The sequence below is a fragment of the Salinimicrobium sp. 3283s genome (genome assembly GCF_039602225.1).
Lineage (GTDB): Bacteria > Bacteroidota > Bacteroidia > Flavobacteriales > Flavobacteriaceae > Salinimicrobium > Salinimicrobium profundisediminis.
In genome coordinates this window covers 386,228-398,967 of sequence record NZ_CP143631.1, presented here as the reverse complement: position 1 = coordinate 398,967, position 12,740 = coordinate 386,228, and the positions used below count along the sequence as shown (strand labels likewise).

Below are 12,740 nucleotides of genomic sequence, written 5' to 3'. Positions count from 1 at the left end.
CCCCGGGATTTCATACCTCTCAAAAATGGCATTATAAGTGTATATTTGCAGCAAGCAGACCGCCTTATCGCTGCCCCAACTTCAATAATACTGAAATGGGGTGGAGGAAAGTCCGGACACCACAGGGCAGCATAGTGGGTAACGCCCATCACCTTCTTTGGAAGGGAGGACCAGTGCAACAGAAAGGATGTACAGATAATGCTGTAGTGAAATCAGGTAAACTCTATGCGGTGCAATGCCATGTATACCGGCTGTTAAGAATTGCCCGTTCGTTGCCGGAGGGTAGGCAGCTAAAGGCTTTTGGTAACAAAAGCTTCAGATAAATGATAAGGGCTTCATCCCGATAGCTATCGGGGTTGGAGTACAGAATCCGGCTTACAGGTCTGCTTTTTTATTTTTTTCAGCAATAAGATTATTTACCCATTTTAAAGCAGATTCGAGATCACGAAAAATTTCATAAGGGATCTTGGAAAATTGTTTTTCAAAGGTGGCAGATTTAAAAGCTGATTCCTTTTTGCAAATTATCCCAACTCCTGCAAGATTCTTCTCTTTGTGCAGATTGAGGTTAACTGTGGGGTTAACATTGTAGTCATTAATCCGGTTGGCAAGATAAACATAGTATTTTCCGTTGTAGAAACTTGAACAAGCTTCAACAAGATCGGTCATTTTCTTGCCTTCCAAAACCTGTCCTTCCCTGGGTTGGGAAAAAACATAGTTCGGATAGAATTGGAGTACGGTGAATTCCAACTCAACTATTTTAAGAGGTAAACACATCTTCTAATTTAAGAAAAAAAACTAAAAACCGAATTACCGTATTTTCTTACATTTTGAAAATGTTCTATATGGGAAAGATCTATTCTTTTACTATGCTCAATGATGAGGGAGCCGCCTTCTTCCAGAAGCCCTCTTGAAAATGTTGTTTCTGCAATTTGTTGTAGAACGTCAGCCTCAAAATCGTAAGGCGGATCGGCAAAAATGATGTTCGCAGTTTCGGTGGTAGCTTTTAAAAATTTGAAGACATCACTTTTTACAGTTCTAACGGGTAAATCGAGCTCTTCAGATTTCTTGTTGATGAACTTTACACATTCAAAATGGGCATCAACTGCAATGATCTCTACTGCACCGCGCGAGCCAAACTCGTAAGTAATGTTCCCGGTGCCACTAAAAAGGTCGATCACTTTTAAAGCCGAAAAATGGTATTGGTTGTTCAGGATATTGAAAAGCGCTTCCTTGGCAAAATCTGTAGTAGGTCTTACCGGAAGTTTTTTTGGAGCGATGATCTTTTTCCCTTTATGTATTCCTGAAACTATTCTCATTCGAGTGCTTTAAAAAGAGTGTAATGCATATAACCTTTTGGCGGTTCTTCTTTGCCGTTAAAAATGTAACCAAAAGAACTTTGAAGAAACTTTATTTCCTTCACATAAGTGTATGCAATTTCGTAATAATCTGATTTCTCTCTTATCCTTCCTAAGAGGATCAATTCAAAACTGGAGGGATCAAGATCAAGCTGTTCTGCGCAAAAGAGCAGGTAATAAATAAAATCTTCGGGGCTGTTGCAGTTAAAGCTGTTTGCCAGTATTAATTTTCCCTGTTGGTATACAAGCAGGTCATAGCCCCCGGGAAAACAGTTGAGGTAAACCCTTGTGCCTTCTTTTTGGAAGCGGTTTTGAATTTGAAATTCTTCTGCCAGCACACTTACGCTGTGGCGGTATTCAAATTCCCCATACCTGTCAAAAAAGAAGTTATTGATATTAGTGTAAGGGATATATACGTTCACAATTTCTGCGGAAACAATATCGTCCTTTGCTACATAATCGGTCTCCAGGATCTTTGTGTTGTACTTGAGATATTCCGAAGCATTTTCCTCTTCAAAGAATTCGGTAGGTACAAGACTGTACAATTCATTCGAAAAAAGCACAATAACCTCGGGGTTTCCACTACTCAAAAAAGGCTCCTGTTCGTACTGTTTTTCTATTTGCTGCAGCACCTGTGCCGGATTGAGTTTTCGGGAAAAGAGGATGTCCCTGAAAAAAACAATTCTTTTTTCTTCTTTAGACAGGGCACAAAAAGAAAGTCCATTCAGGCTAACCTGAATGGACAACTTTATATTTTCGTAGTTTATTTGCCTACTCTGCGTCACCATATTTTAAAGGCCAGTTACCGCTGGTTTTTACTTCTTCCATAGAACCAACGCTAATGGCAGGGCCGTTTACGTTGTCTACAGATACAACCTGCTGTTCCTGGTTTACAAGATCTTTGTCTTGATCGTGAAGTATCACTTTCTTAGAAACTTTTGCTTCAAAGACAGGGATTTGAGTACCACTCTTATCAAGAGTGCCTGCTTCAAGTTCAAACCTGGCATCTACTCCTTTAATAGGAACGTTCATCATTGTCTTGTAACGATCAGATCCTTTGAAAAGAGAGTCTTTTACAGATTTGTATCCAAGAGTGTCAACTACTACAATTTCAACTCTTCGGTCAACCCCGTATGTCTTTCTGTATTCTTCATCCATTACGGTGGTATCCCTTCTTTGGGTAAGGGTAAATTGTGCGGTATCAATAAACCGAACTAAATTTTCCCAATTGCCTTCAAATTCTCCCGTCACCGTACGGTGTGCGAGTTCGGCATCTCTAATATCTTTAAGCTTTTCTATTACTTTGGCATATCTTGCCTCCTTAACTTTATTAAATTGTATAGGCTCGTAAACAGAATTAAAAACCAGGTATCCCAGGAAGATGATCACAATCCAAAGAACTAACTGAATGACAAGTTTCATGCGGGTGCAGTTTAAGATTTATTTTAGTATCCACGCAAATCTACAATTTTTTTTTATTCACAAAAGATTCTTCAGAAAAAAACCTTGTTATCTTTGGGCTTCGACGGAAAATGATCATGGAAAAACTAAACGCTGCCACATTCTATAAACTGTTATTAAAAGATCTCAAATTTGAAGCTAAAGTAAAACAGGATATTGCGCTGCAGCAGCTGGCGACTTTTGTAATGGAAGGCAGTAAAGAATCTTTATTTCTTCTTAAAGGTTTTGCCGGTACAGGGAAGACTACAATTATAAGTTCTTTAGTAAAAAACCTGTGGCAGGTCAAAAAAAGTGGCATCCTGCTGGCGCCAACAGGCCGGGCAGCCAAAGTAATTGCCAATTATTCGGGCCGCGAGGCTTTTACTATTCACAAGAAGATCTATTTTCCGAAGAAAAAATCGGGCGCCGGGGTAAGTTTCGTGCTGCAGCCCAATAAACACCGCAACAGCATCTTTATTGTCGATGAAGCTTCAATGATCCCCGATGTCAATAACGACGCCCAGATGTTCGAGAATGGTTCGCTGTTAGACGACCTGCTTCAGTATGTCTATTCGGGCCACAACTGCAAATTGATCTTTATAGGGGATACTGCCCAGCTACCACCGGTAAAGCTTGAAGTGAGCCCCGCACTTGAGGAGCAAAAACTTCAGAATACATATTTAAAAGAAGTAACGCATATAGAACTTGATGAGGTGGTTAGGCAAAGTGAAGAAAGCGATATTCTGCACAATGCAACCTTGATTAGGGAGGCCCTACGGGAAGATTTTTATGAAAGCTTCAGGTTTGAATTGAGCAATAAAAAAGATGTGGTGAGGCTTATAGACGGGTATGAGATCATGGAAGCTATTGAAGATTCTTATCGCAATCTGGGGCACGAGGACACCACAATTATTGTGCGATCTAACAAGCGTGCAAACCTCTACAACCAGCAAATAAGAAACCGCATTTTGTTTCAGGAAGAAGAGATCTCTTCCGGAGATTATTTGATGGTGGTCAAGAATAACTATTTTTGGGTGAAGCCCAGTAGTGAAGCCGGTTTTATTGCCAATGGTGATATTATTAAGGTGCTGGAGATCTTTGCGATAAAAGAATTGTATGGCTTCAGGTTTGCCGAGATCAAGGCGCAGATGGTAGATTACCCCAACATGCAGCCCATTGAAACGGTAGTGCTGCTGGATACGCTTGAAAGTAACCATCCGTCGCTGACCTATGAGGAGTCAAATCAACTCTACCAGGAGGTGATGAAAGATTATGAGGAAGAACGTACCAAGTACAAGAAGTTTTTAAAAGTGAAGAACAACAAGTACTTCAACGCCCTGCAAATCAAATTTTCTTACGCCATGACCTGTCATAAATCTCAGGGTGGGCAATGGAACACTGTTTTTGTGGAGCAGCCCTATCTTCCCAACGGGGTAGATAAAGATTACCTTCGGTGGTTGTATACTGCCGTTACCAGGGCGCAGGAGAAGCTCTATCTCATTGGGTTTAAAGATGATTTTTTTGCCGGGGCTAATTAAAATCTTTAATAAAATTACTTCGGAAGTATAACAAAACACAATATGATGTCTACGCAACAACCTCTTCGTATAATTGCCATGATCCCGGCGCGGTATGCCGCTACACGTTTTCCGGGGAAACTGATGCAGGATCTGCACGGGAAAACTGTCATTTTACGAACCTATGAAGCGGCCATGAAAACCGGCCTTTTTGAGGAGGTATATGTGGTGACCGATAGTGACGTGATCTTTGAAGAAATAAGCTCCAACGGCGGAAATGCCATTATGAGCAAAAAAGAACACGAATGTGGCAGTGATCGTATTGCCGAAGCCGTAGAAGATATGCCGGTAGATGTGGTGGTGAACGTGCAGGGAGATGAACCCATGATAGATACCGAAAGCCTTAGGCTGCTGCTCGATGTTTTCCGCGGAAAAGATGCCGATCTCATAGACCTGGCTTCTCTAAAGGCTCCTCTGGCCGATAAAAAAGACATTTTAAACCCCAATAATGTCAAGGTAATTACCAATAAGAACGATTTTGCGCTGTATTTTTCCCGTTCTCCCATTCCTTATCCTCGTGATGAGAATACCGGCGTTACATGGTACAAACATATAGGGATCTATGCCTTTAGGAAACAGGCTTTGATGGATTTTTACCGCCTGCCAATGCTGAAGCTTGAAGCTACCGAGAAAATTGAGTGCATCAGGTACCTCGAGTACGGCAAGAACATAAAAATGGTAGAAACTGAAGTGAAAGGTGTAGGCATAGATACTCCCGAAGATCTTGAAGAAGCGAGAAAGATCCTCTCCAAAAAAAAATGAGCACTAAAAATGCCATTTTTGACACCTTATGTCACAAAAAATATTTGAGTAGTTCATTCCGGAAATTCTATATATTTGGATAAACTCACTTAAAATATTTATGAAAAAAATCACTCTTTTTCTTTTTGTAGGGCTCATCAGCAGCTTTGTGAATGCCCAAATCCAGGTGCCGCAGCCCAGTCCTTCGGCTAAGATCGAGCAAGAGGTTGGCCTTACCAATGTAACGGTTGAATATTCCCGCCCGGGAATGCGTGGCAGGACCATCTTTGGCGACCTTGTGCCTTATGGCGAGAAATGGCGTACAGGTGCCAATAACAACACTAAAATTTCCTTTGATACCAATGTGGTGATTGACGGAAAAGAACTCAAAGCAGGGACTTATGCCATTTATTCCATTCCGAAGGGAAACGAATGGGAAATGCTCTTTTACGAAGACAGTAACAACTGGGGTTTGCCGCAAGACTGGCAGGACAGTAAAGTTGCTCTGCGGGCCACCGCTCCGGTCCAGGAAATGCCAATTACTATGCAAACGTTCACTATTCTTATTGATGAGCTTCAAAATGACTCTGCCGTACTAAACTTTATCTGGGAAAATACTATTGCTACCCTGCCTTTTGAGGTGCCTACAGATGAGCGTGCCATGGCAAGTATTGAGCGGGTAATGAACGGCCCTTCGGCAGGAGATTACTTTGCAGCAGCCACCTATTTCCACGATGAAAAGAAAGACCTTGGTAAGGCTTACGAATGGATCAAAAAAGCGGTGGAAATTGGTGGTGAAGATGCCTATTGGGTAGTGAGAAGAAAATCCTTAATTGAAGCCGATCTAGGTAAAAAGAAAGAGGCTATTGCAACTGCCAAAAAATCTTTGGCCGCTGCTGAAAAAGCAGGGAATAAAGATTATGTAAAGCTCAACCAGGACTCTCTTAAAGAGTGGGGAGCAATGTAAAGAAACTCTTTTTGATCTTTTAAAGAGGCTGTAAAAAGTAAGAAATGCTATAAAAACCTGAGTGAATCAGGTGGCAAAAATGCCTTTTTACAGCCTCTTTTTTTAGTATTCCAGATTGATCTTTTTCCTGATCTCATCGAGCATTGAAATGAGTTCCCGGCTTTTGTCAAAGCTCATCACATCGCTTTCCTTTTTGCCTTGTCTCAGCATTTCCTGCACGTGCCGTGCCTCGTATTCATATCCAAATGAAGCGACATCAAAGGTCTTTGATTCTGTTCCTTCGGCCGTTGTGATCACAACTGTTGAAGGATTATGCCACTTTGATTCGATCTTTATGGTAGCATTCTCAAGCTCAAAATAAGCAGTTGTCGGCGTATCTTTAGTGATATTGCTGTGAAGTTCAGCTTTGGCCCCGTTGGGGTAAGAGAAAATCACGTCGCAAACTTCATCTACTTCTGTTTTCCCCATTTGGGCAGTGGCTTCCACTTTTTCGGGCAAACCAAGGGTGTGCAGGGCAAGAAAAACAGGGTAGATCCCAATATCGAGTAAGCTGCCCCCGCCAAGACTCTTCCGGGAAAGCCTGCTGTTCTCATCAAAAGGGAAATAAAACCCGAAGTCGGCACTAAGATATTTTACCTTGCCGTACTTCCCCGAATCAAGGATCTCGCAAAGATATTTTATGTGAGGTAGAAACGGCGTCCACATGGCTTCCATTAAAAACACATTGTTTTCTTTGGCGGCCGCGATCATTTCTTCCACCTGTTGCCGGTTTATGGCAAAAGGTTTCTCGCATAGAACAGCCTTTTTGTGTTGCAGGCAAAGCAGTGTTTGTGCGTAGTGAAAAACATGGGGAGTGGCCACATAAACCACGTCTACTTCCTCATCGCGCAACATTTCTTCATAAGAACCGTAAGCTTTTGTTGCGCCGTTCTCTTTGGCAAATTCTTCTGCCCGTTGCAGGTTCCGGCTAGCTACCGCATAAAGATTTGCATCTTCAACTTCCCTGAGGCTGGTAGTGAATTTTTTAGCTATTTTTCCGGGGCCAATAATACCCCAGTTTATTTTTGCTGTCATAAGTCAGTCAGTTTTTTTGGCATTTTTGGAAGGATAATTTGCAGGATCACAGCCAAAGAAATAACGAGGAAACATCCCGCCAGGTTAAGCCATAAGTAAGGCATGACTTCCTGAAAATAAAGCCTGATAATGATTGCCTGCGTGATTAAAGCAGCAATGAAAACTGCAGTTCCTTTTACATACTTTATAAAAAATGCCAGTAGAAATATTCCGAGTACATTTCCGTAGAAGATAGATCCAATAATATTTACCAGCTGAATGAGGTTGTCAAAAAGGTCGGCGATACTGGCCACAGAGATGGCAATAAGGCCCCAGCAAAGTGTGAAGAATTTAGACATACGCACATAATGCCGCTGGGTTTTTTCCCCCACATTACGCTTATAGAGGTCGATCATGGTGGTAGAGGCCAGGGCATTCAATTCGGAAGCTGTAGAAGACATTGCTGCGGAAAGGATCACCGCCAGCAGCAGGCCAATCAAACCGCGAGGCAGGTTGTTCAGGATAAAGTGGATGAAAACATAATCTTTATCGTTGGTTTCTATCAAGGGGGCGGCTTCTTCAATAAGCTGTGTAGCTTCCTGCCGCACCTGCAATTCGGCAGCATTCAGTTGTACCAGATCATTTTTAAAGATTTCCCTGTCTCCTTCTGAAAATTTTCCGGCATTGGCATAACTCAAAGATTTCTGTTGTTTTTGATCCTGAATTTGTTTCAGTTCCTCCTGAAGCTTATTGTATTCCGAAGAAAATTCCGAAGTATTTACAGCATTTGTGGCCGCCGGATTAAAATTTAGCGGCGAATAATTGAACTGATAGAAAACAAAAACCATCACCCCAACCAGCAAAATAAAGAACTGCATGGGCACTTTTAACAAGCCGTTGAAGATGAGGCCCAACTGACTCTGCCGTACAGATTTTCCTGAAAGATAGCGCTGCACCTGACTTTGATCGGTTCCAAAGTAGGAGAGGGCAAGAAAAGTCCCGCCTATGATGCCGCTCCAAAAGGTGTACCTGTTGTCAAAATCGAATGAAAAATCTATAACGTCAAGTTTTCCGCTGGCACCGGCAATTTCAAGGGCTTCGGTGAAACTAATTTCTTCCGGCAGGTATTGAATGATCAGGATCAAAGCTGCGACCATTCCGAAGAAGATCACTGCCATTTGCTGTTTTTGGGTAACATTTACAGCTTTTGTGCCGCCCGAAACCGTATATATAGTCACGAGTATCCCAATGATGATATTGAGGGTTGTGAGGTTCCAGCCCAGCACCGCCGAAAGAATGATTGCGGGGGCAAAAATGGTGATCCCGGCAGCCAGCCCACGCTGTATAAGGAAGAGCAAAGCCGTGAGGGTACGGGTCTTGCGGTCAAACCTCGATTCCAAATATTCATAGGCGGTATAAACTTCGAGCCGGTAATAAATGGGAATAAAGACCATGCAAATGATGATCATGGCAATGGGAAGCCCAAAATAGAACTGCACAAAGCCCATCCCGTCGTGAAAAGCCTGCCCGGGCGTGGAGAGAAAAGTGATTGCACTGGCCTGGGTTGCCATGACCGACAGTCCCACCGTCCACCACCTGGCTTCGTTGCCTCCCCGAATATAATCCTGGACATCTTTACTGCCGCGGGTTTTATAAACTCCATAGATCACGATGAACGCAAGAGTACCGGCTAAAATGATCCAGTCTATAGTTTGCATATCAGGTGAAAATTGTCATTAAAATGTAAAACAGGAGAATATAGGCGGCATTGGCGAGGAGCACAAGGCTGTATGCTTTTTTCCACTTGTATTTTTGAGGAGCTTCCATTACTTCTGATTGTCTTGTTGCAAACCGGAAACCGATGGCTCATGTTGTGGAAGAGAGAGCATATTGGCAAAAAGCCGGAATGCCCCCGGGACCCCTGCCGGGAATTCCCTGAAAAAGCTAAGGCCGGTATAGATAAAATTGCCTTTCCCGTATGGTGCTACTAAAAGACTGCCTTTGGTGGGCGCTTCATCTTTGTCGTTCATCGCAAGGATTGGCGTAAATTCTTTACCCCATTTGTCTGGAAAATAGAGTCCGCGTTCCTGTACCCAGCCCTCAAAATCTTTGGAAGTTATCTTATTTGGAAAATTGAGAACAGGATGGTTGGGTGCCAAAAATGTCACTTCTGCCGCTTCATTGGTAACCCTGTCTCGGGAAAGTTCGAGTTTGTAAGGTGCAAGTGTTTCAGTGACGAGTCCGCGGCTCGTGTTGTACTGCAGGATGAGATTGCCGCCCTGCTTCACGTATTCAAAAAGCGCCTGTTGCCTGTAACGCAACTCATCAATAGTATTATAGGCGCGGATTCCCACTACCACAGCATCAAATTTTGTCAGGTTATTTTCTGAAATATACTTTGGGTCTATAAGCTCCACTTTGTAGCCCATTTGTTCCAGCGCCTGTGGTACCACGTCTCCCGCCCCCTGAATATAACCTACCAGATTTCCCCTTTTTTGGATATCCAGTTTTACCAGGCTGGTTTTATTCGGAAGCACCAGGGTTTGTAGCGGGATATGCGGATAATCAAGCTGAACAACAGACCTGGAATAAGTATTCCCGTTTACCGTAGCTACAGGTTTGAAAACGACTTTATCCTGAACTGAAGGTGGTTGTACTTCAAAGCTGAAGGTTATTTCTTCCCCTTTTTGCAGGGTGTCAAAAATGTGCTTTTCGGGAGAGATTTTCCAGCCCGGCATTTCCTCCGGATTTAACTCTCCTGAAATGCCATTGGCCATGGCTTTTACGGTCACTGTAATGCTGCCCGGCACCCCATTGGCAAAGACCATCACATTGGTGCCTGTGGTGACCGAAACTTTTGGCACCACTTCAAAAGGCCTGTAAGATTCCCCGGTAACGGGATCGTTGAATTTATAGGTGATGTTCCTCTCAAACGGGATTTTTACCCCTGCAACATCAACCGTAAACTGAACCTTCAGCTCCCGGGGAGTTTCAGGAAGGCCAATGAGTTCATTTTGGGTTACCCTGTACATTCCCAGGCTGCCTTCTTCATTGAGCCAGTAAGGGCTGGTGAAGTTGATATTTTCAGGAATAACAAAATCAATCTCCTGAACCGAGGCGCGATTATTGGCCAGGGAAAGATTGACGGGAATAGTTTTTTCTTCAGGAAATAATTTAACAGAAAGCAGTTCGGTATTGATATCGCTGCGGTTTATGGCTTCAAGCTCCAGGTTCACCTTTTCGCCCGGTGTAGCCAGGGGTGAACCTGCCACAGCTTCCAGGTACAGACCCATAGCAGCAGCAATAACGTCTTTTATCTGTTCAGATTTTAGCTCTTTCCAGTGCGGGTCTTCAAGGTTTTGAATGAGTTGATATGCTTTTACCAGTTGAGGTACGCTGGCCGCCGGATCTTTAAAATCGAAGTTCTCCTGTACCAGGTTCAGGATCTTTCCTATCTCTTTTCCTCCTTTTACACGGCTCCAGCTGGTGTTGATGCCGTGAAAGATATCTGGATTATTCTCCGGATGTTTCCCCTTGAGAAGTTCAATATATTCTGAAGCAGTGCCGCGGGTACCGGTGCTGCCAAATCCCTGCGACTGGTGCTGGCTGCGGCTTAAAGAAGCAATTTCGGTATTGGAAAGGCCCTTTAGCGGGAAGTACACCCCGGTGTCAAAACTGATAAAGCGGGATTTATCTGCTGCGTCAAATGCTTCCTGCGATTCGTAGAACCAGGGAGAGGTGTTAAAAAAGAGCTTTTTTGGCTGCCATGTTCCCAGCTCATCTGCCAATTGAGGGTAAGCTGAAGGTTTTCCCGCAAGATCAAAGGCACGGCTGCTCAAAATTGCGGAAGAGGTGTGATGGCCATGGGTTTCACCTGCCGAATTTGCATCAAAACGGTTGATGATCACATCGGGTTTAAACAATCTTATGGTGCGAACTACATCTTTAAGGACTTCTTCCTCATTCCAGATGTTCAGGGTTTCTTCAGGGGTTTTGCTGTACCCAAAGTCATTCGCACGGCTGAAGAATTGCTCTCCGCCATCAATTTTTCGTGCTGCGAGCAACTCCTGGGTACGTATTACGCCCAGAAGTTCCCTCAATTGCGGACCAATGAGGTTTTGGCCGCCATCACCACGGGTAAGGGAGAGATAAGCGGTACGGGCATTGAGTTCGTTGCTAAAGTAGGAGATAAGGCGGGTGTTCTCATCATCGGGATGGGCTGCAACATACAACACCGATCCCAGGAAGTTGAGTTTTTCAATTTCAGAATAAATTTCTGAGGAATTTAATTTTTCAGGTTGCTGGGCCTGAGCAAGCCCACTGATGAAAAGAAAAACAAGGCAAAAAAGCTTCCGCATAGGATATTCTTTTTGATAAGCCTTCAAATATAATAAGATTCCTCACTAAACCATGTTAGAGGGCATCTTTCCCTTCATCGGCATGATATTCTTTTTCAATTAAAGAAACCGCTTTTTGCAGGATGAGGTTATTGGGATAAGTGATCAATTCTCCATCTAGCGTACGCAAATGTAGATGAAAAGCCTTGATATCTTCAATTACGGCTTCTACCGGCATGTCTTTATCGTGGATTTTTATGCGGCTTCCAATTTTGTATGGGAAGGAAAAAAACAGGATAATCCCCGCTGTAATATTGCTCAAAATAGACCAGATTGCAAACATAGCAACCCCAATTATGGCGAAGAGAGATGAGAAAATGAGCGCAATCTCCTGTGCATTATAACCCCAGGTAAGAGAGAGCAAAAAAATGGCAATGATGGTGACCAGTATGTTAATATACTTGAACATTAGCCTGGTACGGGTAATGTGAATTTCACTGCGGTGCCCCACGCGGTGGGCGGCTTTTTTCATGATAAACTGCAGGATCCAGAGCGCCAAAAGAATGGCTGCAGTGGTAATTATCTGATTTTTGTTTAGAAAGAAAACATCTAACATTCCTGAAAATGAATTTTTGTAAAGATACCTTTTAGGATTAGGAAACCTGAAGTGTGGCTAAAAATTATTCGGCCATTTCAAGCAGGGTGCGGTAGACCAAATGAGTTGGGAGCCCCACTACATTAAAGTAACTTCCTTCAATATACTCAACCCCAATAAGTCCAATCCATTCCTGAATTCCGTAGGCTCCGGCTTTGTCGAAGGGCCTGAATTTTTCAATGTAATATTTGATTTCATCGTCAGCGAGCTCGCTGAATGTAACCCTGGTGATGGCATGTACAGTTTGCTTTTTTTCGGGAGTTTTAAAGCATACCGAAGTAATCACCTCGTGGGTTTTCCCGCCCAGAGCTTTGATCATCTCCAATGCCTGTGCCGGATCAGCGGGCTTTTCAAGGGCCTTACCTTCATGCCATACGATGGTGTCGCTGGTAATAAGAATGTCGTTGGTATTCAATTCGCCTTCAAAGGCTGCAGCTTTAAGTTCGGCTAGAAAATTGGTGATCTCTAGATCCTTTAATTCTGATGGATATTCTTCTTTTACCGGCTTCAGCCTTATCTCAAAATTAAGGTCAAGTTCCCTGAAGAACTGTTGTCTACGGGGAGAAGCCGAAGCTAAAATGATATGGTGATCTTTTAATTTTTCCTGTAACATAA

At 43.1% G+C, this 12,740-nt stretch carries 11 protein-coding genes and 1 other RNA gene; 4 read left to right on the top strand and 8 right to left on the bottom strand.

Translation table 11 applies throughout. The features are described 5' to 3' along the window. The first annotated feature begins 51 nt into the window (after nucleotides 1-51). Nucleotides 52-394, top strand: an RNA gene (rnpB, locus tag VS868_RS01765) — RNase P RNA component class A. A gap of 388 nt (nucleotides 395-782) precedes the next feature. Here rnpB and VS868_RS01760 read toward each other — a convergent pair. Genes VS868_RS01760 through VS868_RS01750 form a run of 3 tightly spaced genes read right to left on the bottom strand, consistent with a single transcriptional unit; the run spans nucleotide 783 to nucleotide 2,777 of the window. Further along, nucleotides 783-1,316, bottom strand: a complete 534-nt coding sequence (locus VS868_RS01760) for an RsmD family RNA methyltransferase (protein ID WP_266070650.1) — start codon at nucleotides 1,314-1,316, stop codon at nucleotides 783-785. Continuing rightward, on the bottom strand, nucleotides 1,313-2,143 hold the full coding sequence (locus VS868_RS01755) for a DUF3822 family protein (RefSeq protein WP_345598989.1): 831 nt from the start codon (nucleotides 2,141-2,143) through the stop codon (nucleotides 1,313-1,315). The genes VS868_RS01760 and VS868_RS01755 overlap by 4 nt, the downstream gene beginning before the upstream one ends. Further along, the gene (locus tag VS868_RS01750; RefSeq protein WP_266070652.1) at nucleotides 2,127-2,777 is read right to left on the bottom strand and encodes a hypothetical protein; all 651 of its coding nucleotides are present in this window, start codon (nucleotides 2,775-2,777) and stop codon (nucleotides 2,127-2,129) included. Before VS868_RS01750 ends, VS868_RS01755 begins: the two co-directional genes overlap by 17 nt. Nucleotides 2,778-2,893: 116 nt before the next feature. Here VS868_RS01750 and VS868_RS01745 point away from each other — a divergent pair, with 116 nt between their 5' ends. The 3 genes from VS868_RS01745 to VS868_RS01735 all read left to right on the top strand — a co-directional run bounded on the left by VS868_RS01745 (nucleotide 2,894) and on the right by VS868_RS01735 (nucleotide 6,080). Further along, nucleotides 2,894-4,333: an AAA family ATPase gene (locus tag VS868_RS01745; RefSeq protein WP_345598987.1), complete on the top strand. Its 1,440-nt coding sequence runs from the start codon at nucleotides 2,894-2,896 to the stop codon at nucleotides 4,331-4,333. A 45-nt stretch (nucleotides 4,334-4,378) separates the two neighbouring features. Next, the gene (gene kdsB, locus VS868_RS01740) at nucleotides 4,379-5,134 is read left to right on the top strand and encodes a 3-deoxy-manno-octulosonate cytidylyltransferase (RefSeq protein ID WP_345599810.1); all 756 of its coding nucleotides are present in this window, start codon (nucleotides 4,379-4,381) and stop codon (nucleotides 5,132-5,134) included. Nucleotides 5,135-5,234: 100 nt separating this feature from the next. Then, nucleotides 5,235-6,080: a DUF2911 domain-containing protein gene (locus tag VS868_RS01735; protein ID WP_345598986.1), complete on the top strand. Its 846-nt coding sequence runs from the start codon at nucleotides 5,235-5,237 to the stop codon at nucleotides 6,078-6,080. A gap of 102 nt (nucleotides 6,081-6,182) precedes the next feature. On the opposite strand, the gene VS868_RS01730 is transcribed toward VS868_RS01735, so the two are convergent. The 5 genes from VS868_RS01730 to VS868_RS01710 all read right to left on the bottom strand — a co-directional run bounded on the left by VS868_RS01730 (nucleotide 6,183) and on the right by VS868_RS01710 (nucleotide 12,738). Beyond that, on the bottom strand, nucleotides 6,183-7,154 hold the full coding sequence (locus VS868_RS01730) for a Gfo/Idh/MocA family oxidoreductase (RefSeq protein WP_345598985.1): 972 nt from the start codon (nucleotides 7,152-7,154) through the stop codon (nucleotides 6,183-6,185). Beyond that, nucleotides 7,151-8,851: a sodium:solute symporter gene (locus VS868_RS01725; protein ID WP_345598984.1), complete on the bottom strand. Its 1,701-nt coding sequence runs from the start codon at nucleotides 8,849-8,851 to the stop codon at nucleotides 7,151-7,153. The genes VS868_RS01730 and VS868_RS01725 overlap by 4 nt, the downstream gene beginning before the upstream one ends. A 108-nt stretch (nucleotides 8,852-8,959) precedes the next feature. Beyond that, nucleotides 8,960-11,491, bottom strand: a complete 2,532-nt coding sequence (locus VS868_RS01720) for a PIG-L family deacetylase (protein ID WP_345598983.1) — start codon at nucleotides 11,489-11,491, stop codon at nucleotides 8,960-8,962. 55 nt (nucleotides 11,492-11,546) lie between these two features. Beyond that, nucleotides 11,547-12,086 carry a mechanosensitive ion channel domain-containing protein gene (locus VS868_RS01715; protein ID WP_266070659.1) on the bottom strand — a complete coding sequence of 180 codons (540 nt, stop codon included), beginning with the start codon at nucleotides 12,084-12,086 and terminating at the stop codon, nucleotides 11,547-11,549. A 64-nt stretch (nucleotides 12,087-12,150) separates the two neighbouring features. Further along, entirely contained in the window at nucleotides 12,151-12,738 is a 588-nt protein-coding gene (locus VS868_RS01710) for a Maf-like protein (protein WP_266070660.1), read from the bottom strand. Nucleotides 12,739-12,740: the final 2 nt, after the last annotated feature.

What these genes read in the sequence shown, in the direction of transcription:
- VS868_RS01730 (WP_345598985.1), bottom strand. Translation starts at nt 7,154, where the DNA reads ATGACAGCAAAAATAAACTGGGGTATTATTGGCCCCGGAAAAATAGCT.
- VS868_RS01710 (WP_266070660.1), bottom strand. Translation starts at nt 12,738, where the DNA reads ATGTTACAGGAAAAATTAAAAGATCACCATATCATTTTAGCTTCGGCT.
- VS868_RS01755 (WP_345598989.1), bottom strand. Translation starts at nt 2,143, where the DNA reads ATGGTGACGCAGAGTAGGCAAATAAACTACGAAAATATAAAGTTGTCC.
- VS868_RS01750 (WP_266070652.1), bottom strand. Translation starts at nt 2,777, where the DNA reads ATGAAACTTGTCATTCAGTTAGTTCTTTGGATTGTGATCATCTTCCTG.
- VS868_RS01760 (WP_266070650.1), bottom strand. Translation starts at nt 1,316, where the DNA reads ATGAGAATAGTTTCAGGAATACATAAAGGGAAAAAGATCATCGCTCCA.
- VS868_RS01745 (WP_345598987.1), top strand. Translation starts at nt 2,894, where the DNA reads ATGGAAAAACTAAACGCTGCCACATTCTATAAACTGTTATTAAAAGAT.
- VS868_RS01720 (WP_345598983.1), bottom strand. Translation starts at nt 11,491, where the DNA reads ATGCGGAAGCTTTTTTGCCTTGTTTTTCTTTTCATCAGTGGGCTTGCT.
- kdsB (WP_345599810.1), top strand. Translation starts at nt 4,379, where the DNA reads ATGTCTACGCAACAACCTCTTCGTATAATTGCCATGATCCCGGCGCGG.
- VS868_RS01735 (WP_345598986.1), top strand. Translation starts at nt 5,235, where the DNA reads ATGAAAAAAATCACTCTTTTTCTTTTTGTAGGGCTCATCAGCAGCTTT.
- VS868_RS01725 (WP_345598984.1), bottom strand. Translation starts at nt 8,851, where the DNA reads ATGCAAACTATAGACTGGATCATTTTAGCCGGTACTCTTGCGTTCATC.
- VS868_RS01715 (WP_266070659.1), bottom strand. Translation starts at nt 12,086, where the DNA reads ATGTTAGATGTTTTCTTTCTAAACAAAAATCAGATAATTACCACTGCA.